22 protein-coding genes, 1 riboswitch and 1 other annotated feature are annotated in these 23,322 nt (G+C 39.9%); of the genes, 6 read left to right on the top strand and 16 right to left on the bottom strand.

Features of this window, described 5'->3' with window-relative positions:
* Window positions 1–38 precede the first annotated feature (38 nt).
* The 4 genes from ACIQXQ_RS09115 to hmpA all read right to left on the bottom strand — a co-directional run bounded on the left by ACIQXQ_RS09115 (window position 39) and on the right by hmpA (window position 4,473).
* Window positions 39–482 (bottom strand): general stress protein, encoded by a 444-nt coding sequence (locus ACIQXQ_RS09115; protein WP_402956774.1) that lies wholly within the window; start codon window positions 480–482, stop codon window positions 39–41.
* Between the two features lie 81 nt (window positions 483–563).
* Window positions 564–1,811, bottom strand: coding sequence for a glutamate-5-semialdehyde dehydrogenase (locus ACIQXQ_RS09110; RefSeq protein ID WP_402869049.1), 1,248 nt, complete (start codon window positions 1,809–1,811; stop codon window positions 564–566).
* Window positions 1,812–1,839: 28 nt separating this feature from the next.
* On the bottom strand, window positions 1,840–2,928 hold the full coding sequence (proB, locus tag ACIQXQ_RS09105; protein ID WP_402869051.1) for a glutamate 5-kinase: 1,089 nt from the start codon (window positions 2,926–2,928) through the stop codon (window positions 1,840–1,842).
* A 57-nt stretch (window positions 2,929–2,985) separates the two neighbouring features.
* Window positions 2,986–3,200, bottom strand: a binding site (T-box leader).
* Between the two features lie 64 nt (window positions 3,201–3,264).
* Entirely contained in the window at window positions 3,265–4,473 is a 1,209-nt protein-coding gene (gene hmpA, locus ACIQXQ_RS09100) for an NO-inducible flavohemoprotein (RefSeq protein WP_402956772.1), read from the bottom strand.
* A 170-nt stretch (window positions 4,474–4,643) separates the two neighbouring features.
* Here hmpA and ACIQXQ_RS09095 point away from each other — a divergent pair, with 170 nt between their 5' ends.
* A complete protein-coding gene (locus tag ACIQXQ_RS09095; protein WP_402869867.1) occupies window positions 4,644–5,105 on the top strand; it encodes an RrF2 family transcriptional regulator in 462 nt (153 codons plus the stop codon).
* Between the two features lie 18 nt (window positions 5,106–5,123).
* Here the strand turns inward: ACIQXQ_RS09095 and ACIQXQ_RS09090 are convergent, their stop codons facing one another.
* The 3 genes from ACIQXQ_RS09090 to ACIQXQ_RS09080 form a co-directional block, all read right to left on the bottom strand.
* Window positions 5,124–6,119, bottom strand: coding sequence for an HD-GYP domain-containing protein (locus ACIQXQ_RS09090; RefSeq protein ID WP_402869054.1), 996 nt, complete (start codon window positions 6,117–6,119; stop codon window positions 5,124–5,126).
* Window positions 6,120–6,196: 77 nt separating this feature from the next.
* Entirely contained in the window at window positions 6,197–6,388 is a 192-nt protein-coding gene (locus ACIQXQ_RS09085) for a zinc-finger domain-containing protein (protein WP_402869055.1), read from the bottom strand.
* On the bottom strand, window positions 6,366–7,064 hold the full coding sequence (locus ACIQXQ_RS09080) for a ribonuclease H family protein (RefSeq protein WP_402869057.1): 699 nt from the start codon (window positions 7,062–7,064) through the stop codon (window positions 6,366–6,368). Before ACIQXQ_RS09080 ends, ACIQXQ_RS09085 begins: the two co-directional genes overlap by 23 nt.
* A gap of 256 nt (window positions 7,065–7,320) precedes the next feature.
* Between ACIQXQ_RS09080 and ACIQXQ_RS09075 the strand changes: the two genes are divergently transcribed.
* Both ACIQXQ_RS09075 and ACIQXQ_RS09070 read left to right on the top strand, forming a co-directional pair.
* Window positions 7,321–7,728, top strand: a complete 408-nt coding sequence (locus ACIQXQ_RS09075; protein WP_402869059.1) for a reverse transcriptase-like protein — start codon at window positions 7,321–7,323, stop codon at window positions 7,726–7,728.
* Window positions 7,712–8,614 (top strand): DMT family transporter, encoded by a 903-nt coding sequence (locus ACIQXQ_RS09070; RefSeq protein WP_402956769.1) that lies wholly within the window; start codon window positions 7,712–7,714, stop codon window positions 8,612–8,614. Before ACIQXQ_RS09075 ends, ACIQXQ_RS09070 begins: the two co-directional genes overlap by 17 nt.
* 31 nt (window positions 8,615–8,645) lie before the next feature.
* Here ACIQXQ_RS09070 and ACIQXQ_RS09065 read toward each other — a convergent pair whose 3' ends face one another.
* The 7 genes from ACIQXQ_RS09065 to ACIQXQ_RS09035 all read right to left on the bottom strand — a co-directional run bounded on the left by ACIQXQ_RS09065 (window position 8,646) and on the right by ACIQXQ_RS09035 (window position 17,459).
* On the bottom strand, window positions 8,646–8,939 hold the full coding sequence (locus ACIQXQ_RS09065; protein ID WP_402869063.1) for a DUF6123 family protein: 294 nt from the start codon (window positions 8,937–8,939) through the stop codon (window positions 8,646–8,648).
* Window positions 8,940–9,049: 110 nt separating this feature from the next.
* The gene (locus ACIQXQ_RS09060; protein WP_402869869.1) at window positions 9,050–9,895 is read right to left on the bottom strand and encodes a 5'-3' exonuclease; all 846 of its coding nucleotides are present in this window, start codon (window positions 9,893–9,895) and stop codon (window positions 9,050–9,052) included.
* Between the two features lie 117 nt (window positions 9,896–10,012).
* Window positions 10,013–10,840 (bottom strand): sulfurtransferase, encoded by an 828-nt coding sequence (locus ACIQXQ_RS09055; protein ID WP_402869065.1) that lies wholly within the window; start codon window positions 10,838–10,840, stop codon window positions 10,013–10,015.
* Entirely contained in the window at window positions 10,828–11,610 is a 783-nt protein-coding gene (locus ACIQXQ_RS09050) for a DNA polymerase beta superfamily protein (protein ID WP_402956767.1), read from the bottom strand. The genes ACIQXQ_RS09055 and ACIQXQ_RS09050 overlap by 13 nt, the downstream gene beginning before the upstream one ends.
* A gap of 26 nt (window positions 11,611–11,636) precedes the next feature.
* Window positions 11,637–15,347 (bottom strand): dynamin family protein, encoded by a 3,711-nt coding sequence (locus tag ACIQXQ_RS09045; protein ID WP_402956765.1) that lies wholly within the window; start codon window positions 15,345–15,347, stop codon window positions 11,637–11,639.
* 493 nt (window positions 15,348–15,840) lie between these two features.
* A complete protein-coding gene (locus ACIQXQ_RS09040) occupies window positions 15,841–16,371 on the bottom strand; it encodes an isoprenylcysteine carboxyl methyltransferase family protein (RefSeq protein WP_402869069.1) in 531 nt (176 codons plus the stop codon).
* Window positions 16,371–17,459: a type III polyketide synthase gene (locus tag ACIQXQ_RS09035; protein WP_402956763.1), complete on the bottom strand. Its 1,089-nt coding sequence runs from the start codon at window positions 17,457–17,459 to the stop codon at window positions 16,371–16,373. The genes ACIQXQ_RS09040 and ACIQXQ_RS09035 overlap by 1 nt, the downstream gene beginning before the upstream one ends.
* 174 nt (window positions 17,460–17,633) lie before the next feature.
* Between ACIQXQ_RS09035 and ACIQXQ_RS09030 the strand changes: the two genes are divergently transcribed.
* On the top strand, window positions 17,634–18,086 hold the full coding sequence (locus tag ACIQXQ_RS09030; RefSeq protein ID WP_402869073.1) for a chemotaxis protein CheX: 453 nt from the start codon (window positions 17,634–17,636) through the stop codon (window positions 18,084–18,086).
* 362 nt (window positions 18,087–18,448) lie between these two features.
* Here ACIQXQ_RS09030 and ACIQXQ_RS09025 read toward each other — a convergent pair whose 3' ends face one another.
* Window positions 18,449–19,765, bottom strand: a complete 1,317-nt coding sequence (locus ACIQXQ_RS09025; RefSeq protein WP_402956761.1) for a nucleobase:cation symporter-2 family protein — start codon at window positions 19,763–19,765, stop codon at window positions 18,449–18,451.
* The gene (locus ACIQXQ_RS09020) at window positions 19,758–20,357 is read right to left on the bottom strand and encodes a xanthine phosphoribosyltransferase (protein ID WP_402869076.1); all 600 of its coding nucleotides are present in this window, start codon (window positions 20,355–20,357) and stop codon (window positions 19,758–19,760) included. Before ACIQXQ_RS09020 ends, ACIQXQ_RS09025 begins: the two co-directional genes overlap by 8 nt.
* Window positions 20,358–20,517: 160 nt before the next feature.
* Window positions 20,518–20,619, bottom strand: a riboswitch (purine riboswitch).
* Between the two features lie 532 nt (window positions 20,620–21,151).
* On the opposite strand from ACIQXQ_RS09020, the gene ACIQXQ_RS09015 reads away from it, so the two are divergent.
* Entirely contained in the window at window positions 21,152–21,631 is a 480-nt protein-coding gene (locus ACIQXQ_RS09015) for a cytochrome c oxidase subunit II (protein WP_402956759.1), read from the top strand.
* The gene (locus ACIQXQ_RS09010) at window positions 21,628–23,280 is read left to right on the top strand and encodes a b(o/a)3-type cytochrome-c oxidase subunit 1 (protein ID WP_402956757.1); all 1,653 of its coding nucleotides are present in this window, start codon (window positions 21,628–21,630) and stop codon (window positions 23,278–23,280) included. The genes ACIQXQ_RS09015 and ACIQXQ_RS09010 overlap by 4 nt, the downstream gene beginning before the upstream one ends.
* Window positions 23,281–23,322: the final 42 nt, after the last annotated feature.

Below are 23,322 nucleotides of genomic sequence, written 5' to 3'. Positions count from 1 at the left end.
ACGTTCTGGTATGTATTTCTCAATAGTTAATCTATCTGTCATTTATCTAAATGAGTATCTGCAACGACCAAGATTTTCCCAACCTTGATATCCTCTACATACTGTTTTGCTTCAGCCTTATCCAATCCAAAATCCATTAATGGTTTTTCCAATCCACCTGCACCTGATGCTGCACCTGCAGCAGCTCCACCAAATGTGGCAAATAACGGGCCTGCGGCCAAAATTGGTCCGATGCCAGGTACTGCAAGTGCACTCATTCCAATAAGTAGACCAGTTAAACCAACTGCCCCTCCCGCCGTTGCACCCGCTATAAATCCATCCGTTTTAGTAGGACTCACTTCTTCAATTTCATTAGACAAATTCTTACTATCTTTTGCCACAACTGAAATCTGATCGGATGTATATCCTTCTTTCTTTAACTGTTCAACTGCTACCATTGCTTCATTTTCATTATTAAAAATTTCTATAAATCTCTTGTCCATGGTATCTGCTCCTTTAAAAAGTAATGTACTATACCATTACCCGTTAAAATGCTTTACTAATCATCATGAACTAGAATGCTTCTACTCTCTTATTTGACCTTGACCATATATAAAATACTTGCTTGAGGTCAAGGCAGGTAACCCCATAGGTCCACGAGCATGAAGTTTTTGCGTGGAAATGCCAATTTCGGCACCGTATCCGAATTCGAAACCGTCTGTAAAGCGTGTCGAAGCATTATGATAAACAGCGGCTGCATCTACCTTTTTCAAGAAGGTCGCCGCATTTGAATCGTCGTTGGTAAGGATCGCTTCGGAATGCTTCGTACCATAACGATTAATATGTTCGATGGCATCAGATACATCCTTGATAATTTTCACACTGATTTTCAGTGCTAAATATTCAGCGGACCAATCTTCTTCCGTCGCCATTTTGGCTGGTGAAAAAGCGGCACAGACCGTATCATCCCCAAATATCTCTATACCTCTTTCATCCAAGGCTTCTAATAAACGATGTCCATGGCTTTCAAACCAATTTTCATGAACTAGCAAACTTTCAATGGCATTGCACACGGAAGGGCGCTGAGTTTTTCCGTTCAAGACTACCTTCTCCGCCATAGCCGGATCAGCCGTTTCATCAATGAAAATATGACAATTGCCTGCCCCGGTTTCAAGAACCGGAACACTTGACTCTTTCATGACGGTTTCAATTAAATTCTTTCCTCCCCGAGGAATCAAGACATCTAAATAATCGTTAAGATGGAATAGCTCTTTAGCCGTTTCACGACTGGTGTCTTCAATTAGTTGAACGGCATCCACGGGGATGGCTGTACCCTCTAATGCCTTGTGGATAGACGAAACCAAGGCCTTATTAGAAGATTTGGCAGATGAACTACCACGTAAGATGACTGCATTACCCGTTTTCAAAGATAAAGTCGCAGCATCTATGGTCACATTCGGCCTTGCTTCATAAATCATGCCAATGACCCCAATCGGAACTCGTAGCTTTTTAATCAATAAGCCATTATCCTTTTCAATCGTTTCTAGTTCTTCGCCAACTGGATCTTTTAAGTCAACTAAAAGGCGAATGGCCGCCGCCATATCTTCAATCCGTTTTCCATTCAGCATGATGCGGTCCAATACCGATTCATTCATTCCTTTTTGGCGGCCCATATCTAGATCCTTTTTGTTTTCGGCCAAAATGTATTCCTTATCTAAGACCAGGCGTTGAGCTACTTTTTCAAGTGCCTCATTTTTCACTTCAGTAGACAGGCCGATCAGCTGATAACTTGCGCTCTTGGCCGCTTTTCCTTTTGCTAACACTTCACTCATATGCATAAACCCCCTTGAATTTTTTTGATTAAGCTTTCACCCATTTATCACGATGGATGACTTCTATCGAAGAAAGGACAAGCTCAGTCGTGCGCTTTCCCATCGCCTGCTTCAATTCGGAGGATGAGTATAGAACCTCTCCGCGTCCCAAAACACCGCTGGCACCGAACACTTCGACAACATCCCCCTTAGTGAAGTTCCCTTTAATCTCATATATCCCTGCAGGTAATAAGCTGCACCCTTTCGAAACTAAAGCCTTTTCAGCACCTTCATCGATGTAAATCGCCCCTGACACTTTTGAATGAAGGGAAATCCACTGCTTATTTTTGGTAACAGTCGTTAGGACCTCATTGCCGATATATGTGCCATCACCGTTTCCTTCTAGGATGGTAAGGAGTTTCTCTCTCCCCTCTCCGGATCCAATAAACACCTTAACTCCCAGGGAAAGGGCTGTCTGAGCTGCAATCAGCTTAGATTTCATACCACCTGTACCCACACTTGACCCCGCACCTTCAGCCATTTGCAGCAATTCTTCGGTAATTTCAGAAAGCTGGCCGAATCTGCTAGCCATGGGATTAGTCTGCGGATTAGAATCATAAAGCCCGTTTATATCGGTTAGGATGATTAACTGGTTCGCATGGACAAGGCCGCTAACAAGGGCAGATAACATATCATTATCCCCGAATGTCAGTTCCGCAATGGATACGGTATCATTTTCATTAATTATCGGAAGAATCCCCCGCTCAAGCAATTCCATCAATGTAGCATAGGCATTTTGATAGCGTTCTTTATTCGAAAAATCATTTCTTGTTAACAAAATTTGCGCCGGGACGATCCCGAATTGGCCCAGTTGCTCCATATAGGACTGAATCAATAGACTTTGACCGACCGCGGCTGCTGCTTGTTTTCCTTTTAATGTAACAGGTCTTGTCGGATAACCTAATTTACGAAAGCCAGTTGCTACCGCTCCGGATGAAACTAAAACCACTTCATGTCCAGCTGAACGTAAGGCCGCTACTGCGTGAATATGATCGGAAAATTTCTTTTGGTCGATTTCACCTTGGTTGTTTGTTAAAGAACTACTTCCTATCTTTACAACGATGCGCTTCTTTTCCATCGATTTTTTCCTCCAATAAATATCTTAAAAATGAAAAAAAGCCCTTTTCATCCTCGAAATAAGGACGAAAAGAGCTCTCTCCGTGGTACCACCTTCATTGGATGCACATGTATACATCCCACTTTACCTAATAACGCCAGGGTTCGCGCCTATGTTTTGCATAGGACTCAAGAAGCAGGTTCTGCGCTTTTCTGTCGCGGGTCTTCCAGCTATAAACTCCGCTCTCTGTCACAGTAATATTTCGCATACTAATCTTCTCTCAACGTTCATTGTTTTAATATAGTATGCAAAATTATCGTCGTGATGTCAACAACATTCCAGGTGCCTTACTAAATCTTAAAGGGGCATTGCCGGACCGAAAAACTCATAATGAATTTTTTCGGAATCGACCCCTAGCTCCTTCAAGTGAGTGATGATCGTTTTCATAAATGGTACAGGACCACATACATAATAATCTGCATCCGCTTTAATATGATTGCTTAAAAGCTCAACATCCATGTATCCTTGTTTTTCATAGTTTGGAAGATCTTGATCTTCTTTACTAGGGTTCATGAAAACATACGATAATTGATAGTTTACTAGCTTTTGTGAAAGTCCTGCCAATTCTTCTCTAAACGGCTGAACTGCCCCATTCTCACAAGCATGGACCAATTGTACATCACGTTCAGACTGTAGGTCAGCAAGGGAATGCATCATACTCATGAAAGGCGTGATTCCAACACCTCCGCTAAGAAAGACAATTGGTGATTGTTTTTTTAAGTCCAGGGTAAAGTCTCCTGCAGGAACCGTCGCCTCAATACTATCCCCAACTTGAATGGCATCGTGCAGGTGGTTCGAGACCCTTCCATCAGGAGAGACTTGTGTTTTTTCTTTTTTGACGGAGATACGGAAATATTCTTTTCCTGGTGCATCCGATAAACTATATTGACGGTTGAATAAATACTGTTCACCCTGGATTTCGATGCGTACTGTTAAATATTGCCCAGGTAAATATGATGGGACAGCTTCTCCATCGGCAGATTTTAAATAGAAAGAAGTTATGACTTCACTTTCCCGTACCTTCTTAATAACAGTAAACGGTTTGAAATCAGTCCATCCCCCATTCTGGTTAGATGCCTGGTCATACATTTCCTTCTCCATGTTAATGAAAACATCAGCTATGACACCGTATGCATCTCCCCATGCTTGAAGGATCTCCTCGGTAGCTGCATCACCCAACACTTCCTTGATAGCAGCCAATAAGTATTCTCCGACAATAGGATAATGCTCAGGTTTCACAATAAGGCTTCTATGTTTTTGAGCAATTTGTTTAACTGCCGGTAAAATCGTTTCAAGCTGGTCGATATATTTAGCGGCAGCTAGCACCGTGTTCGCTAATGCGTTTTGTTGACGCCCCTTTTTCTGGTTAGTGTGATTAAAAATATTCAATAGCTCTGGATGGGCTTCAAAAAGATTTTTATAAAAAACAGTTGTAATGGTATTACCATGCACTTCTAATACAGGCACGGTGGATTTTATGATATCAATGGTTTTTTGAGATAACATGTTTAGGCTCCTCTTTTAAAAAAACAAGTATTTTAAATACATGTTTATCTTAAAACCAAATATCGATAAAAGCAATATCTAGAATACTTCTTTTTAGCACTTTAGCATTGATGTTAAAAAATGTTCACATTTATGATATAGTCAAAGGGATAGAATGTGAGGCGAAAAACATGAGGCTAACGAGTTATTCAGATTATTCACTAAGAGTTTTGATTTACCTAGCTTCCCAGGAACAAAGCACGTTGACAAATATAAAAGAGATTTCTGAAGTCTATCATATATCGAAAAACCACCTGATGAAAATTGTCTATAACCTTGGTAAATTGGGCTATATTGAGACAGTACGCGGACGAAATGGTGGGTTACGGCTGGCAAAAAAACCTGATGAGATAAATGTTGGAGAATTGGTTCGTAAAACGGAGGAAGATTTTTACTTAGTAGAATGCTTCAAAGATGATGATAACTGTGTGATTTCTCCCGTATGTTCTTTAAAATTTGTACTTAATAATGCCTTAGACGCTTTTCTTAAGGTTCTTGATCAATATACAATTGCCGATTTCGTTGAAAATAGAGTAATGCTAAAAGCCTATTTCGATTCGGTAAAGCCAAAGGACAAAGAGCCCGATATTTAAATCCGGCTCTTTTTCTCATTAACTTATGATCCGCTCAATTTGTAATTCCTTTTCCATTCTTAAATCCACGAAACCTGCATCGGTTTTCATCAGTACTTTAAGAGGGTCATATGGGTTTATCATGATAATCGTCCCAATCTGCTGATTCGTCAGCACGACTTCTTTTCCCACTAGCGTTTCCATCAAGGAATTAATGAATACCAACAAAATTTCAGGATTGAATTTTCCGAACACATCTCGGTTCATTTGTTCGATGACCATATAAAATGGCATGGCCTGATGATAAACCCGATTTGAGGACATGGCATGAAACACATCAGCTATTGCTACGATTTTGGAAAGATAGTAAATATTATTCCCGTTCAGGTTTAATGGATATCCATGCCCATCCTCACGCTCATGGTGCTGAAGTGCCGTCAATGCTATAGAAGGATGGAGCCCTGGTATGTTCTTAAGTAGCTCGTATCCATAAATCGTATGCCGTTTCATTTCTTCATATTCTGCAAAGGTTAGTTTCCCCGGCTTGTCTAATAAACTCTCAGGTATCCTAGTTTTACCCACATCATGAAGGGTTGCCGCTAATGTAAGATTGGAGAGACTTTCACTCGACAATCCGAGCTTCTTCCCTAAATAGGTCGCTATGATCCCGACCCCTATATTATGCTTATACGTATATTCGTTTTTGGACTGCATTTCTTCGAATAAGTAGTAAATATCCGGAATCCTGGCTGCCTCTTGAATGACTGGGACAATTTCCGCTTGAATTCCGTCAATTGTCCTGCGTTGAATTTTCTCTTCTTTGCGTATGTCATCAAATATATTCTTTATTTGTACCGTAATATCGTTTATTTGGTGGTGTAGGTGATCCCCCATTTTTTGTTTATCATGAAGGTCACTAACTGACTCTTGGTTTTCTTTTGTCTTTTTATTCAGTTCTTCCAACAAAGAATCGATTTCGGGAATGGTAAGCGGTACTTTCCACTCTTTATTTAACTTTCCTTTTCTTTTATTCATAGCTCCACACTTTTCCTTCTTTTTCCCTATAATACCATATTATTCAATGTTATTGTGAAAAAAGTAGGACCCACTTCTTATACCTGTGTATCATCAACCAGTTTGTTTCCCAGCTCTCTTAATTTTTCTCCCACAGTACACTGTGATATACAGAACTTATGAGCATATGAACGACCTTTATCCTTTCGGAATTGTTTTTGCAGAAAGCAATCCTGGCAGTAAGATACAATCACCTCTTCTACTTCTTCATATATTTTTTTCCGATTCATCGCTATTACGACTCCTTTGATCAATAATTTCCAAATTACTAAAAATGGATTCACCTTGAAGAGCGAGTGTTGCCAAACGATCCGCTTCCTGATTCTCCTTCCGCGAAATTGGCTTATAGACCGGAATGATTTTCATCTTTTCCAGTTTCGCTTCTATGCGATCCAACCATTTATTTAGGGTCTCTTCCATGCATGGCCAATCTCCCGACAATTGATTCAATACAACAAGGGAATCTCCTTTAAAGGAACAGCTTTGATGATGCACACCCAAGTCTTCCATCCGATTCAACGCCTCATAAAATGCAGCATACTCCGCTTCATTGTTGGATTCCAATTGTTCAAGCTTTACATTCGAGCGATTGCGGAAGTGTTTTTTTCCCTGCCGATAATAAATGGCTACGCCTATTCCAGCAGTTTTTTGATCTTTTTGGTAGCCCCCATCAAAAAAGACCGTCACATCCTGCGGCTCCTCTTCAACCACTGTCAAAAGTTTCTTTAATTCTTTCTTCGTCCATGTTGTATCGAAATCATCCTTGAATTCTACGTCCTTCAGTCGGCCCGTTTTTTCAAGGTCGTCAGCTATGATTAAAGCACTTCCGGCATCAAGCCAATCTGAAGTGAAATCCGCTGAAGGTTTCCTGGAGGTTTTATATTTCCAATGCATGATTACTTTCAATGATTTTCAGCTCCTTAAAATCGCTCTATTTCATACGATTAGGTTCGACAATTTTCATACCTATTTTCCGTAATACCATCTATAATATAAAATATACTAATAAATATTCTTATAATATTCCTTTATAGTAGTTCCCTAAACAACACGAATTTCTCACTTTGGAAATGAAAATATTTTTCGTTTCCAAAGTGAGAATGATATAGGAAACAAGTTTTAATCATATCATATTAATATTGTGTACTCGAGGAGGAACATCATGATTGAAGTGTATATAGATGGTGCAAGTGCCGGAAACCCTGGACCAAGTGGCGCAGGCATTTTCATAAATAATAACGGTGTGGTAGAGCGTCATTCAATACCACTTGGCTGTATGGAAAACCACGAGGCGGAATACCATGCATTAATTAAGGCTTTAGAGATTTGTGTTGCCAGTAATTATCAAGTCGTCTCATTCCGTACGGATTCCCAGGCAATTAACCAGGCTATTGAAAAGAAGTTTGCTAAAAAGAAATACGGGCCCTTGCTTTATGAAGCACTTAAACTAACCGACCAACTAGAGTTGTTTTTCGTGAAATGGATACCAAGTATAGAGAATAAATCGGCGGATGAGTTAGCTCGACGGGCCATACGTCTGAATAAGGATCAACATGAAAAAGACTGCTGATGCAACTTTACTATTCGTGGTATTTATTTGGGGTGTCACATTTGTAATGGTTCAAAATGCCATCTCTTTTCTCGAACCCTTTAGCTTTAATGCTGTCCGCTTTCTCATTGCCTTTCTGTTTTTGCTTGTACCATATTTTTTGACTTTACATAAAAAAGGGAATAGATACCATAAAGAAACAATGTTGGCAGGACTTCATATCGGGGTTTGGCTTTTCTTGGGTTATGCCTTTCAAACAAAAGGGCTAGAGTTAACGACTCCTGCAAAGACAGGCTTCATTACTGGATTAAGTGTGGTGATGGTCCCCGTGTTTTCTTTGGTGCTCCTAAAATTGAAGCTGTCACGCAATACGGTTTTGGGAGTCGTTGCTGCAACTTTTGGGCTTTACTTAATGGCATTCGTTGACCATTCATCTGTGAATGTCGGGGATTTCTTAGTGTTTCTGTGTGCCATCAGCTTTGCCATGCAAATCATCACGACCGCAAAATATGCAAAAACCCTTCCGGCGCTTCCATTGACGCTAATACAAATAGGAACGGTATCCCTTTTATCCTTTCTCTCCGCCTTGCTTTTTGGTGAGAATTATTCAGTAGTCTTCAAGGCTGAGGTCATGCTACAGCCAGAGGTTTGGACGGCCCTATTAGTAACTTCAGTCTTGGCCACCTCATTTGCTTTTTTTGCACAAACCTATTTTCAGGCGTATACGACGCCCACTAGGGTTGCCTTGATTTTTTCTATGGAACCTGTATTTGCTGCAATGACCTCATACATATGGATTGATGAAAAATTGACAATCGCTTCTTTAACCGGTTGTGGATTCATTTTTGCCGGCATGATTCTTGCTGAACTTCCACAAAGAAAATCTATACCGAGGGAAGTAACGTAAATAGGCTGGACTTCTACTTACGAAGTCCAGCCTATTTAAGTAAACCTTGTTCTTTAGCAAACGCTACCGCTGCAAAGCGCGTTTCAATGCCATTTTGCTTTAGGTTTTCAAGGAAAGAGATATAAAAACTGCCATCAAACTTTTTTTGGATTTTCAAGGTCAATTCGATTGCCGTATTGACTAAAGTATCACTCGCTTCCGTGTACCGTTTGCCAAAATAAATAAAGCCTATGGCATCATCTCCGAAAGAGAAACCTTTTCCTTCAAGAAATCTCACATATTCTTCAGTTGATTGCCCCACTACTGCATCCACTCCATCATTCATACTTTTTACATCTTACCGTAAATTAGGGGTTTTGCCTATCCATTTTTCGACAAAAACCCCTATTTAAATAAAAAACGAATTCCCCATCATAAGGAATTCGCTCATTCATTTTATAGCATCCGCAATAGTGTTTTATATTCATGATCCCTGGCAAGATTTTGGACTTTTTCACGATCGAATTGATAGATCGCCTGATCTAAGGTACATGATATCGGAACATCACATTTGATTTCCGCCAGCTGCCTTGATAAATGAAGCATATCAAGGGCTGATTCAATCTTTGTCCGCTGTCCCTTCGTCAATGAAGCAACATTTTCCAGGATACCCTCAATATTTTGATATTGTATCAATAACTTCAACGCTGTTTTTTCCCCAATCCCTTTTACACCTGGATAATTGTCTGCAGTATCACCCATCAATGCTTTAAGGTCGATCATCTGTCTAGGGGTAATCCCTTTCCATTCAAAGAAACTAGTGGGATTATGCACTTCATAATTGCCGTAACCCTTTTTTAGTAAGAGGACGGAAATGTTATCTTCAATCAGCTGAAGCATGTCTTGGTCACCCGTTAGGATTCCGACGCGACTATGATTGGCTGAAGCTTTTGCAATGGTACCGATACAGTCATCCGCCTCATACCCTGGAAGCCCTATATTAGGAATATCAAAAGCCTCGACCGCTTGTTTCGCTAATTCGAATTGTGGAATCATTTCAACTGGGGCAGACGTTCTGTTAGCCTTATACCCATCAAATAATTCATTACGGAATGTTTTACTACCCATATCCCAGCAAACTGCAATATGACTAGGGGAGAAATGATTTACCGCTGTGAGCATATGCTTTAAGAAACCCTGTACAGCATTTGTGGGGGCCCCTTTAGAATTAATCATAAACTGGCCTGTGACAGCCGTTGCATAAAAGGCTCTAAATAAAAGTGCCATTCCATCGACAAGCATAAAGGAAGGCTGCTGTTCTTTTTCATTCGTTAACACTTTATCACCTCTATCATGATGTATATCTATTTTACCATAGCTGTACACCTTTTTGAGGATTGTTAATTGGAAATAACTTAATCATCCTATAGGATTATCCGGGTAGGAAATCCAGTCACTGAAGCTTCCTACATATACCTTGACATTAGTGAAACCGGCTTCCTTCAGTGCAATATAATTGGGAGAAGCCGTCACACCTGAACCACAATAAACGATGATTTCCTTATCACCGCTAATACCCTCGAATGTTTTCTTCAGTTCATCCCTTTTCAAGAAATATCCCCCATCAAGAACATTCGTCCATACCTTATTGATTGCCCCCGGTATGTGCCCTGCCTTTTTATCGATAGGCTCTACAATTCCTAAGAACCGTTTAGTTTCCCTTGAGTCTATCAACACCACGTCATCCGGTCTCTTTTCGCTAAACTCCTTCACCTTTTCGTAAGAAGCCAAAATGGGTTCATGTATGTGTAGTCGATATTCTGCCTGTTTATATTCTGGTATATTAGAATCCGAAGGGTACCATCCATCCTTCCATGCCTGATATCCACCATTCAGGATGTAGACATTCTGGTGCCCAATATAGGAAAGCAGCCAAACGAATCTTGAAGCGAAGCTACCCTCCCCACCATCATAGGCAACTAAAATTGTATCGTTGGTTATTCCATATGATTCTAGCTTATTTTTAAACTGAACCAAATTCGGAAGCGGATGTCTCCCTCCATGTTCTTCAACCTGTCCAGATAAGTCTTTTTCTAAATCAAAATATACGGCACCTGTAATATGTTCTTTTTCGTATTCTTTACCGCCCACTTCTGGTGACCCAAGCTTATATCGGCAATCACAAATTCTGACATCCTCTAATTTGCTCATGGATATTAACTCTTCTACCTCTATTATATATCCCATTTTACTATCTCTCCCTTTAGAATGGACCAATTTATATGATTGAGTTCCTTCTCCATGTCCCTTCCCACCGGAAGCTTTGTTACATTCTCTTCCAAGAAGGGGAATGTTCCTTTCAAGACCTTAAGATTTTCTTCACTTGCAAGTTTCGGAAAATCTTCGCTTTGTTTAGCCATGAATATTGTAGTCATCCTCTTTTTCATATCTTCTTCAAGCACCACGGACTCCAGCAATTCCCACACATCTATGGGTGGTAGCGATTTTTTTTGGATTAGATAGTGTAACGTCAAATACGATCGATAAACTTGTACCCAAGTTTTTAACGTTTTAATTTCCGTATCCTTTTCTTCAGCCAATCGTTGAATATTGCTCTTAATCATGCGGAGGTAATGATGCCCTAAAACCTTTTTGGAATAAGCTACATTCATTAAACTTAGCATATTTCTGCGATAGGTTGGCTCGTCGATAAGTTGAATGGGAGACGTAACTAACTCATAAACAGAAGGGTTACTCTTTAACATGAGCCGGGAGGCCTTGAACAAATCCCATCCTACGAGGTCTAAAGAGCCCTCAACCAACTGGATGGAGTCGACAGGCTTGCTTATCGATAAATATGTTTTGACTTCATTTTGGACATAAATAAATCTGACATCGAAATCCGAACTTGATGATGATAGACCAAAAGAATGGCTGCCTGTTACAGCAGCCATCATGATTGTAATATGTTCACGCTTTTCAAGTTCGGACAAAAGTGAAATAAGGTTTTCTTTCATAAAGTAACCTCGTTTCCATTATTATTCTAAGAATTCATTTTTACCAATTTTTCTACAGCAGCCTCATAGTAAGGTAAATCTACCTTTTCCTCTAAAGCAGCACGTAACCCAGCAAACACATCGGCTATTTCCGCTTGGAATTTCTTTTGAATCGATAGCAATTCCTGATCCAGAATCGTTGTATATAATTCAAAAAGACGGGCACCCTGTTCTTTCACGTAAATTAAGGCAGGCTCATCCAAGCGCAATTGGATATCCTCACTCATTTTTACCTTTTCATTTTTTTCGAAGAAGCTTTTTGGATTCTTGAACTGAGCTAACTCTTTTTTGAATTCACCCGCATCCATTTGGTTAAAAGCACTTGTGAACTCAAGGGACTCTTTCTCACTTGGTTCATATGGTTGTAACGAAATTGTTTTTCGGACATTCTGGATCTGTTGGAGCAAACCGACTTGTTTTTCATTCAACAATTTATTGACGAACATCTCAGTCCTCAATGCTGTGGCACGCATTTCCTGTGATAGGTCGAATCCTAATGATTCGAGTAGGTCCTTTAAGGCTAACTTAAGGACCTGTTTCAAGTCCTGTCCGTCGTCCTTTATGACAGCAGGGTTGAATGATTCCTTGAAAAAGTCATTGAACCGGAAAAACACCCGTTGTTTACTATAGAAAGTCAATTCATCAATCTCTTTTTTCAACCGTAGTTTTTCGGCATCCCCTTTAATGACTTCCAAAATGCCTGTTATGGTCTGAGCCTCTTGCGCCAATGTCTCAAGGGCCTTTTGCTTGGCTTTCTCATCTTGCTTAGAGGCCGTAATAACATCACGCATTAATTCTTCGGTCCTTCGTACAGCCGCCTGCGCTGATTCGATTGCAAGCCCCGTTAAGTCATGTTCGATGAACGAATCGAATTGCAATTGAAATTCCGTTATTCCACTATCCTGAAGGAAAGAGTGCTTGAATGAACCAGGAAGTTTCTTTTCTGCCAAAGCACCTTTACTAGTAAGCGGGAATAGCTTTGGAAAACGGATACCGAAGCCATTCAATTGATCCGTAACATACTCCATCACTTCTTCCAACTCGTCGGTATTCTGGGCAAGATCGACTGCATTGACGATAAAGAACATTTTATCCATTGCAAAAGAATCCTTAACGCGACCAAGTTGGATCAGGAATTCTCGGTCAGCCTTTGAAAAGGGATGGTTGTAATAGGTCACGAAGAGAATCGCATCCGAGTTTTTAATATACTCGAAGGCAGCTCCAGTATGCCTGGCATTAATGGAATCCGCTCCAGGGGTATCGACAAGCACCATGCCCTGCTTTGTCATTTCACAGTCGTAACGTAATTCAATCAAATCCACGAGACATGACTTCGATTCCTCTGCTGCAAAACTCTTGAATCCTTCCAAATCCACCGTTATGACTGACCCTAAATCTTTTTGGTATGGCGGCATTCCTTGATGGAACGCACGAAGGAAGGATAGATGAGTTTTCCCTTTATCCACTTCACCCGCTTTTTCGATAATCTCCAAAGCTAGTTGATGTGCCTCACTCAGTGACTTGGCAGTTTGACCAAACGCACTTAAAGCCAATTTCACATCCTCTAGGAGCATTTCTTCGGTTTTTAATTTAACAGTCGCTGTACCATGTGGATGTTCACTATCCGAAGCCAAGATTTTATTGATTGCGGCAGTGGTAGGGTTCGGTGATACCGGTAAAACGGTTTCCCCCATCAATGCATTGGCGAAAGATGACTTGCCGGCACTGAAAGCACCGAATAATGCAACAGTGAATGTCTGCTTTTCGAGTCTACTCGCCTTCTCTGTTAATTCTTTATAGAGCGATTGGAAACCTTTCAAAGGTTGAATCAGTTTGGCTGCACTTTGTAAGTTTCTTGCCGTATCCATCAATTTTTCCTTACCACGTAAGTCCCCTTTACTCATAGAAGGGGTGACCGATTCGATTTGCACCTTTTTTTCTTCCATGGACGTTTGGGATGGCTTCTGTTTCTTTTCCTGATTTACCGCTTCGGTTTCACTCGTATTCATTATTTTAACCTTGATATTTTTATCTTCTTCATCCCATTGAGTCAGAAGTGCCTCGATATCACTTTCCTTGGCTGACTGTACAGTCTGATTGGCAATGGCATCCAACTGTTCCTTATGAGCGGCTATTTCACCGTTCATTGCTGCTGTAACCTTAAGGGCTTCTGCAAAATCAGCAAAACCTTCCAGCTCTTTATCAATGGATTCTGATTGTAAACCAATTCTTTCTTCCAGGGTGACAATCACTTTATTGAAAAATACATCCGCTTCATCACGGGACTTCTTTTTAATCGTGGAAGCTAGGTCATTGGTATAGTTCAATACATATTCCCCTGTAACATTGACCTGTGGTTTCAGAGATTTCCGGATATACTCTTCTGTAATCTCGATATGTAATGTCTGGGCATCACTTTCTAGCGTTGCATCATGTACTTCTGCCTCAGTAAGAGTCTTTACCGCCAACTCTTTAAGGTGCCATTCAAGTTGAGTCTTAACCTTTTCTTGCAAATCAGCTAAGAAGGATTGAAGGCGCTCCGCACGTTCAGCTTCCGTTTTTTTCTTTGCAAATAATAATCCCATTTTAAAATCGGGCTGGACGGATTCCAAGAATGATTTTCCCAAATCGCGAGTAGTTGCCGGCATGATATACGCGCTTTTCAAAATGACTTCCAAATCCTCGGCAAACTGGGCTTTTATCTTCTCCAAGCGATCCGTTAAAGATCCCTTTTCCTTGATTAGTTTATCCACTTGGTCTGTCAACTTTATCCGCTCTTCATTAGGAAGCTCCGACAGTACTTCAAATTCACTGGCATGTTCTTCTTCATACTGCTCTTTTAACCAGATAAGATGTCTTTCAACAAGAGCATTCGCAGATTGCATGATGGCGTCCTTGCCATTCGACAAACCATTTTCCGCCATTTGATACATAAAATTCCGCACAGTTTCAATTTCATTCTCGCTATTGTCCAAATCTCTAACAGACGTAAAAAAGATTCCATCAGGATATACATTCCAATTCGCAAAAGCTTCTGAAACCGATAATTTAAAATTCTGGAAGCTCAGCTCATTTTCATCATGCTTATCAATCATATTGATAATTAAGTACGTCGGTTTTTCCGCTTCTACTAATTCTTTCGTGAAAAGGAAATTCACTTCAGATTGGACATGGTTATAATCCATAACATAAAAAACGACATCCGCTAGATGCAAGGCTGATTCAGTCGATACCCTGTGAGCATCATCGGTCGAGTCAATTCCCGGCGTATCCATGATTGCACAAGAATCTGGCAATTGAAACTGATTGGAGCTAATGGTAATGGCCGATACGGAATCGCCGTCCTTGGCGAATTTCTTTACCTCTTTAAAATCATATGGTGCAGGAAATACTACCGGTGGCTGATGATGATAAAAGACCTTGGCATAGTCATCTCCTTTTTGAACTTTAACTGTATTGGCACTCGTAGGAATCGGACTAGAAGGCAATACTTGATCACCCAAAAAGTAATTGATCATGCTTGATTTCCCTGCGGAAAAATGACCACAAAAAGCAATGATAAATTCTTCTTTATTCACTTTCATGATTAACTGTTTCAGTTTATCGGCATTACCCGTATCACCTGCCAATTGGAATTTTTCATACATGGCAGTCAAAATCCCCAATTTAGACTGTTGCTTGGTTACTTCAGAAATCATCTTTCCATACCCCTTATTCTATCGTCATTTTGATACTCCTATTGTAAACGATTTCGTTTGTTATTCATACCGTTTGCTTGATGTTTTACTAGTAAAAGACGCCGTAATGCATTGGAAAACTCAAAAAAGCCCACAATTTTGTGGGCTTTCATAAGGCTTATTGCTTTACTGAATGCAGATTCTTACCGAGGTGAGGGTGTTGGGTGGTAACTAGTTTGATTTTCGTTATTTGACTGGATTAAAGAACGATTCACCTTAGCCGGTTTTTGGATATTATTCAACACATGTTTCATCACAAATGTATATGTAGCGACTGTCAATAAAATGAATAACCAAATCATTACAAAACACCATCCTCTTTTATATTCGTACATTTTTAGTTTTAATTGTCATAGTTTTTCTTTTCAATACAACCATTGAGAATAATTTTCATCTTCATTTAGAATCTTATCACGAACGATAATCATTTTCAATAAGAAAACCAAACTTTTTATTATTTTTGCTTAAAAGCTGTAGAATATTCCGTATGTTCTTTTAAAGCCCTTTCTTCTAGTGGTATCCTCACTGACATCATCCAGACATTTAAAAGGCTGAATATCATTGCTGTATAATAAGCATTGAATAACAGTGAAATAACGATTATTTCAGTGGCCACGATGAGGTAATTCGGATGTTTAACATACCTATAGGGGCCTTTGATGATTACTTCCGCGTCAGGAACGACTATGATTTTTGTATTCCAATGCTTACCAAGAGACATGATCACCCAAACCCGGCCTACTTGGGCCAATAAAAACAACGATAACCAAATCGGCCAAAGGGGAGAAAAAGCTCTAGTAAATCCAACTACCTCAAATATGAGTGCTAAAAAGAAACTCAAGTGCAAGAGGACCATCCACCGATAATGGTCCACTCCATACTCGACTCCCCCAATTCTCTTCATCTGCTTTTCATTTTGCTTGGCGATGTATAATTCAGCAAGGCGCTGTAAGGCAATCAAGCCTATAAAAATCCCAAATAGCATCAGTTCCACCTCATTAATACTAATTCAGATGAAAATCCTGGCCCCAATGCAGCGGCAAGACCATATTGACCAGTTTGACCACTACGCTTCATGAATCTCTCCAGTACATACAAAATCGTAGCCGATGACATATTACCAAACTCTCTTAAAACCGCCATTGATTCCGCCGTCATCCCTTCGTTGAAACCTAACGATTCATGATAGGCATCAATAACCTTCTTTCCGCCAGGGTGGGCTATAAAATCCTTAATATCCCCAAGTCTAAGTCCTTCCTCCTTTAAAAAGTCTTCCACTTTCGGTTTAAGCCATTCCTTGATGATAGTAGGTATGTCTTTTGAGAAGATGACATGGAGGCCCTGGTCTTTCAAATCCCACCCCATCACATCCAATGAATTGGGCATAAGGGTGGATTGTGAATTCAAGAAATGCAGATGGTGGTCTTTATTTGATTTTCCTTCAACCTTAGCATCATCACCGCAGATCAAGACACAGCTAATTCCATCGGAAAATAAAGAGGTCCCAATTAAATTACTTTTGGAAATATCATTTTTCTGAAAGGTTAAGCTACACAGTTCTACACACAATACGATAACCTTTGCTTTCGGAAACGCTTTACAATATTCAAATGCGCGTGATAGGCCACTTGCCCCCCCGGCACAACCCAGCCCCCATATCGGTATCCTTTTCATATGAGAATTAAAAGGAAGTTCATTCATGATCCTCGCATCTATGGTTGGGGTGGCTATTCCAGTACTTGAAATATAAAAAAAGGCGTCAATTTCATTAGGATGAATCCCATTTTTCAAGAAATCAGTATTAACCAAACACTTTTCTACGGCCTCTTTTCCGAATTCGACAGCCTGTTTAACATATACTTCATTTTTTTCTTGAAAAGTATGATCTTCCCTAAACCAATCCAGCTTATTGGAAAAATACCTATTTTCAACTTGGCCGTTTTTGAACGCCTGCAATAATCGTTCTATATTCTTAAAAGATGCACCGAAAATTTCGCGGGAAAACTCCATGATTTTTTCCTGTGAAAGTTGATAAGGGAGTTTTATGTGGGAAGCAGATAAAAGATATGACATGAATTCACTCCTTATTAATCAATATATGGTTAAGCTTCCCAATCCCTTTGAATTTAATTCTAAAAAACCACGTAGTCTTAAATACATATTTTTCATTATTTTTTTCAATAAAATAGGTATTTCACCCTATAAATTTGATATTATAGGATTAACCATACAATCGGAGGAATTTAAATGGAAATCAGCGCTAGCATTACGAAAGTTTTAAACGGTACGATTTCAGCAGTGAAGTCCGTCCTTCCTTTTTCTTCGGATGTCCAGAAGCCTTCCCTCATTATGCAACCTTTTGAACAGGAATCCATCTCTGTACTTATTGGAATGACGGGTGCCGTTCGGGGTAGATTAATTATCGAAGGAACAAGTGACTGTGTAAGTAAAATAGGCGAAGTCATGTTTGGAATGCCTCTAGAAGGCGAAATGCTAGAGTCGTTCGCCGCAGAGCTTGGTAATATGCTTGCAGGTAATCTCGCAACTTCCTTAGCAAATGATGATACCTTAATGGATATAACACCACCAACCGTCCTTGTCGGTCAAACGAAAATGTATGGCTTCAATCAAGCCATCAATTTGCCTGTAGTCCTCGAAGGGGCTGGAACCCTTCATATTATTCTGATGATTGAAAGCTAGTATCAACATGAAAGAACCCCCTTACCTTCATACTTGGTAAGGGGGTTCTTTCATTCTTCTTTCTCCACGGAAGATTGATTTTGTACTTGGATGATGATGTTCTGAAATTCCTCTTTCCCACAGACAAAACATCTACATTCCTGATTCAAAATGGTCCGACAATGCATACAATATTTTTTTTCCATTCCTATCACTTTCTTTCTTAAACAGATACTAATAATATATTCAGAAAGTGAAGAGAGTTTCCTTTTTATTTTTTAAACCAACCATTTTAATTCAGTTGCCTAGGGGACAAATAAAAACTGCCTCCCCACCGAATCGGATAAGGAAGACAGTCTCATTTTTTGATCATGTGAAAATAATCAGGCTACTTTTTGTCCTTCGATACGCACTTTCTTTACTCTCCCTTTTGTCGGGATAACATTGAAAATGATATTCAAGAAGATCGCAGTTAAACTTCCAGCAACGATACCATTTTCGGTTAGAATCTGGATGCCGCCAGGAATATTTGCGAACACCTCGGGAACAACCGTCACCCCTATTCCCATACCTACTGAACAGGCAATGATCAATAAATTTTCCTGGGAGGAAAAATCCACCCTGCTCAGCATTTTAATTCCCGCTGCAATCACCATCCCGAACATGGCTACCATCGCGCCTCCTAAAACGGATGGAGGAATGATCGTTGTGAACGCACCTATTTTAGGTACGAAACCAATTAATATGAGCATGCTCGCAGCTACATAAATGACATTTCTTGTTTTGATGCCCGATAATTGAATCAGGCCCACATTTTGCGAAAAAGCCGTATATGGAAATGCATTAAACAGACCACCGATTATACTGGCCAATCCTTCCGAACGATACCCCCGCGCCAAGTCATCTTCAGAAATTTCTTTATCTGTGATTTCCCCCAAAGCATAGTAAACACCTGTTGATTCCACTAAACTTACTACAGCAACCAGGGTCATGGTTATGATGGCCGTGATATTAAACTCAGGAAAACCGAAATAGAAAAAATGTGGCATATGAAGCCATGAAGCGCCCTCTACGGCACCGAATTCTACTTTACCCATGAAGAAAGCCACAAATGTCCCAAAGAATAATCCAAGTAAAATAGCAATGGACCTGGCAAAGCCCGTTGAGAACTTATACATCAAAATGATGAATAGCAACGTTCCAAAACCAAGGGCTACATTATTCAAGGAACCAAAATCAACCGCTCCTTGTCCGCCCCCCAGATTATTAATGGCCACTGGAATGAGCGTAATTCCAATGATTGTAACTACCGATCCTGTTACAACAGGCGGGAAGAACCTCGATAGCTTCCCAAAAAACTTACTGATCAAAACCACAATCAAACCTGAAACCAGAATGGCCCCATAAATGCTATTCATCCCATACTGAGTACCAATTGCAATCATCGGACTTACTGCGGTGAAAGTACAACCAAGTACTACAGGAAGGCCAATCCCAAAATATTTCATTTTTACGACTTGCAATAAAGTCGCAATACCACACATTAAAATGTCGATTGAAACTAAATAGGTCAACTGTGTCGAGTTCAATCCCATAGCACCACCAACAATAAGGGGGATAACAATGGCACCAGCATACATTGCAAGAACGTGTTGTAACCCTAACGATGCAACTTTCAATGGGGATTGATTTTCAGACATGAACGATAGCTCCTTCCCGCTCCTCAATGAATGTTATTTGGCCTACGTTCAACTCCTTGATCCTTGCTAAGGATTCAACTTGGAAACCTTGATCCCTAAGATCTTTGCCACCACTTTGGAAAGCTTTCTCTATAACGATTCCTATACCGACCACTTCAGCGCCTACCTGTTTACAAATATCCGCCAACCCCCGGGCAGCCTGTCCAACAGCTAAAAAGTCATCGATTATTAAGACTTTATCACCGGCTTTAATATACTTATCCGATACGGAAATAGTATTGGTTTCTTTTTTAGTAAAGGAATGAACCGATGCCGTCACTAGCCCCTCAGTCAATGTAAGGGATTTACGTTTACGAGCAAAAATTAATGGAACATCCAATTCCAAAGCTGCCATAAGACCTGGTCCAATCCCCGAAGATTCAATCGTAAGCACCTTTGTTATCTCTTTATGTGCAAATCGTTTTACAAATTCTTTACCGATTTCTTTCATTAGCACAGGATCCATTTGGTGGTTCAAGAATGAATCCACTTTTAAAATGTCTTTAGATAACGCTTGCCCCTCTGACAAGATTTTTTCTTTTAATAGTTGCATGAAGATTCCTCCCAATCTAAGATGATTGATTATTTTAAGTCATGTCATTGTTTCCTGGTAAATGAAAAATGCCCAAGAAACATTGCATCACATAGTAGAGTGAAGCAATATTTCTTGGGCATTCATGAAAAAGGATATATAAAGTCCCTTCAAGTCGCGACAAGATCTATTACTCACTCATAGTCAGATTATTTACGGTAATCCGGTAGAAACTTGCAGGCCATATTCCTGCGATTATACGAGTGAAAAAAATTTATTTTTAATAATACAAGAATTATAACAATGCCTTCACAATTTGAAAAGAAAAACTTGATAAAAAAACGAACTTAAAATTAAAATGATAGTTTATCATTCGTGTTATTTGAAAATTCAAAAAAAATATATCTTGGAGATATCCTTTCGTATGGAATATAAATGGCAAGTTCATAAACTTCACAATACTTTCACAATACGCCTTCCTTTCAAACCAACACTTTCCTTAACGTTTCAATATTCCCCTATTTCCAACTTGTTAAGACAATGATTGAACAATTTGTGAAATGAGAAAAAACAGCTACTATTCATCTGGTACTTTTGTATGATTAAGTAGCTTAGTTACTCTATTTTTTTCTAATGGGAAAGGTGTGAAAAAATGTCCGAACCTACTGGCAAGAACAAAACACAAATAAAACAAGATTCTGATTTGAAAGGCACACTCGCTTCGGTTTTACTACTTGGAATTTTTCTAATAGTGATTTGGGTCAGCATTTATTTTTTATTTACGGGTCGTTTAGGTTAAGTGAGGAGGATAAATGATGCATATGCATAAGTTTGAAAAGATTTGGCTCATTTTAGGAACGGTCGCCCTACTCATTTTCTTAACAGTTCTAGGGGTAAGTGCTTTCTATTTAGGGAACCAGCCACCAAGCTGTTTAGTAACCATCGACCCTGAAAAGGTTGATACCACTGCCCCCTTCAATGATCCCGGATTACATAAAGTAGACGGAAAGGATTGGGATTATGAATTAGTATTTGTGGCTTCGGCTTTTTCGTACAGCCCAGCAAAGGTGGAGATTCCAAAGGGGGCGACTGTCAAAATCATTGCGACAACCAAGGATGTCATCCACGGATTTGAAGTAGCCGGGACAAATGTCAATATGATGCTTGAACCTGGTTATGTCAGTGAATATACCGCTACTTTCAATAAAGTGGGGGAAAACCTAATTATATGCAATGAATACTGCGGAGTTGGTCACCATATGATGAGCGCTCAAATTGAGGTGGTTTCAAAATGACAAAAGCTATTGATAACGAAAAAATTCACCCACTTGATGCGAAGCTTTCCATGGCACATTTCTATGTTGCCATCATTGCCTTGGGACTAGGGGGCTTTGCGGGACTCCTTCAAACACTTGTACGTTCAGGCAAAGTCGAATTGCCTGCAGGAATAACCTATTATCAACTACTTACTGTCCATGGCGTTTTACTCGCACTAATTCTTACGACCTTCTTCATTTTGGGGTTTCATCTTTCAGCAATCAGTAAAACCATAGGACCTTTAACCAAATGGGCAAGATTCTCAGGCTGGGTTGGTTTTTGGACAATGACAGTTGGAACGGCAATGGCGGCTCTTATGGTGTTATTAAACGAAGCTTCCGTCCTTTATACTTTTTATGCCCCTCTTCAAGCCCATCCTATTTTCTATGGGGGATTGACACTTGTCATCGTTGGCAGTTGGTTTAGCGGTGGCTCCCTATTGGTGACATACCATAAATGGCGGAAAAATAACAAGGGAAAATCCAGCCCCTTATTAAGTTTCATGGCTGTGGTCAATACTTTATTATGGTTCGTAGCCACGTTAGGGGGCGCTATCACCGTCTTGTTCCAGCTTCTTCCTTGGTCTTTAGGATGGGTTGATTCGATTAACATTTTAGCAAGCAGGACTTTGTTCTGGTATTTTGGTCATCCACTTGTTTATTTCTGGTTGCTACCAGCCTATATGTGCTGGTATGTAGTGATTCCTAAGATCATTGGCGGTAAAATATTTTCGGATTCATTAGCGAGGATGTCTTTTATTTTATTTCTGTTGTTCTCCATTCCTGTCGGGCTTCATCATCAATTGCTTGAGCCAGGAATAGACCCTGTTTGGAAATATATACAAGTTGCATTAACTTTCTTGGTCGTAATCCCTTCTTTAATGACTGCTTTTTCTTTATTCGGCACTTTTGAAAAATACGGACGTTCACAAAATGCTACAGGTTTATTCGGATGGTTCCTAAAACTCCCTTGGGGCGATGCCCGTTTTACCGTTCCTTTTATCGGGATGGTGGCTTTCGTCCCAGCTGGAGCCGGGGGACTTGTCAATGCATCGAACCAATTGAACCAGGTTGTTCATAATACCATATGGGTAACGGGACATTTTCATTTAACATTGGCCACTTCAGTAATTCTAACTTTTTTCGGCATTTCTTATTGGCTGGTTCCTCATTTGACTGGACGGATATTGACTAAAAAACTTAATAAATTAGCCATCATTCAAGGTATCTTTTGGGCAATCGGAATGTCCATCATGTCTGGGGCTATGCATATTGCCGGACTACTGGGTGCACCTCGTCGCTCATCTTTTTCTACTTATGGGGAGTCAGCACAGGCACTTGAGTGGATTCCTTATCAAATCGCCCAGGCAATCGGTGGAACCATACTATTTATTGGAATCGTTTTATATATTATTATTTTCATCCAATTGGCCTTCTTTGCTCCAAAGGGAAATGAAGAATTCCCAGTAGGTGAATCAAATGAGGATGCAACGATTTCTCTCGTTTTTGAAAACTGGAAATTATGGCTTGGAATAACCGCAGCACTTATTCTTTTCGCCTATACCATTCCATTTATTGATATCATTCAAAATGCCCCACCAGGTTCAAAGGGTTTTAAATTTTGGTGATTAAAGAAAGCCTTGGCAAGTTGCCAAGGCTTCACTTTATCC

Source organism: Peribacillus sp. NPDC097198 (assembly GCF_044762055.1).
GTDB lineage: Bacteria > Bacillota > Bacilli > Bacillales > DSM-1321 > Peribacillus.
The sequence above is the reverse complement of the archived record's forward strand: the minus strand, read 5'-3'. Positions and strand labels throughout refer to the sequence as shown.

Coding starts and splice junctions, on each gene's coding strand:
- ACIQXQ_RS09115 (WP_402956774.1), bottom strand. CDS start 482: ATGGACAAGAGATTTATAGAAATTTTTAATAATGAAAATGAAGCAATG.
- ACIQXQ_RS09110 (WP_402869049.1), bottom strand. CDS start 1,811: ATGAGTGAAGTGTTAGCAAAAGGAAAAGCGGCCAAGAGCGCAAGTTAT.
- proB (WP_402869051.1), bottom strand. CDS start 2,928: ATGGAAAAGAAGCGCATCGTTGTAAAGATAGGAAGTAGTTCTTTAACA.
- hmpA (WP_402956772.1), bottom strand. CDS start 4,473: ATGTTATCTCAAAAAACCATTGATATCATAAAATCCACCGTGCCTGTA.
- ACIQXQ_RS09095 (WP_402869867.1), top strand. CDS start 4,644: ATGAGGCTAACGAGTTATTCAGATTATTCACTAAGAGTTTTGATTTAC.
- ACIQXQ_RS09090 (WP_402869054.1), bottom strand. CDS start 6,119: ATGAATAAAAGAAAAGGAAAGTTAAATAAAGAGTGGAAAGTACCGCTT.
- ACIQXQ_RS09085 (WP_402869055.1), bottom strand. CDS start 6,388: ATGAATCGGAAAAAAATATATGAAGAAGTAGAAGAGGTGATTGTATCT.
- ACIQXQ_RS09075 (WP_402869059.1), top strand. CDS start 7,321: ATGATTGAAGTGTATATAGATGGTGCAAGTGCCGGAAACCCTGGACCA.
- ACIQXQ_RS09070 (WP_402956769.1), top strand. CDS start 7,712: ATGAAAAAGACTGCTGATGCAACTTTACTATTCGTGGTATTTATTTGG.
- ACIQXQ_RS09065 (WP_402869063.1), bottom strand. CDS start 8,939: ATGAATGATGGAGTGGATGCAGTAGTGGGGCAATCAACTGAAGAATAT.
- ACIQXQ_RS09060 (WP_402869869.1), bottom strand. CDS start 9,895: ATGCTTGTCGATGGAATGGCACTTTTATTTAGAGCCTTTTATGCAACG.
- ACIQXQ_RS09055 (WP_402869065.1), bottom strand. CDS start 10,840: ATGGGATATATAATAGAGGTAGAAGAGTTAATATCCATGAGCAAATTA.
- ACIQXQ_RS09050 (WP_402956767.1), bottom strand. CDS start 11,610: ATGAAAGAAAACCTTATTTCACTTTTGTCCGAACTTGAAAAGCGTGAA.
- ACIQXQ_RS09045 (WP_402956765.1), bottom strand. CDS start 15,347: ATGATTTCTGAAGTAACCAAGCAACAGTCTAAATTGGGGATTTTGACT.
- ACIQXQ_RS09040 (WP_402869069.1), bottom strand. CDS start 16,371: ATGCTATTTGGGATTTTTATAGGCTTGATTGCCTTACAGCGCCTTGCT.
- ACIQXQ_RS09035 (WP_402956763.1), bottom strand. CDS start 17,459: ATGTCATATCTTTTATCTGCTTCCCACATAAAACTCCCTTATCAACTT.
- ACIQXQ_RS09030 (WP_402869073.1), top strand. CDS start 17,634: ATGGAAATCAGCGCTAGCATTACGAAAGTTTTAAACGGTACGATTTCA.
- ACIQXQ_RS09025 (WP_402956761.1), bottom strand. CDS start 19,765: ATGTCTGAAAATCAATCCCCATTGAAAGTTGCATCGTTAGGGTTACAA.
- ACIQXQ_RS09020 (WP_402869076.1), bottom strand. CDS start 20,357: ATGCAACTATTAAAAGAAAAAATCTTGTCAGAGGGGCAAGCGTTATCT.
- ACIQXQ_RS09015 (WP_402956759.1), top strand. CDS start 21,152: ATGCATATGCATAAGTTTGAAAAGATTTGGCTCATTTTAGGAACGGTC.
- ACIQXQ_RS09010 (WP_402956757.1), top strand. CDS start 21,628: ATGACAAAAGCTATTGATAACGAAAAAATTCACCCACTTGATGCGAAG.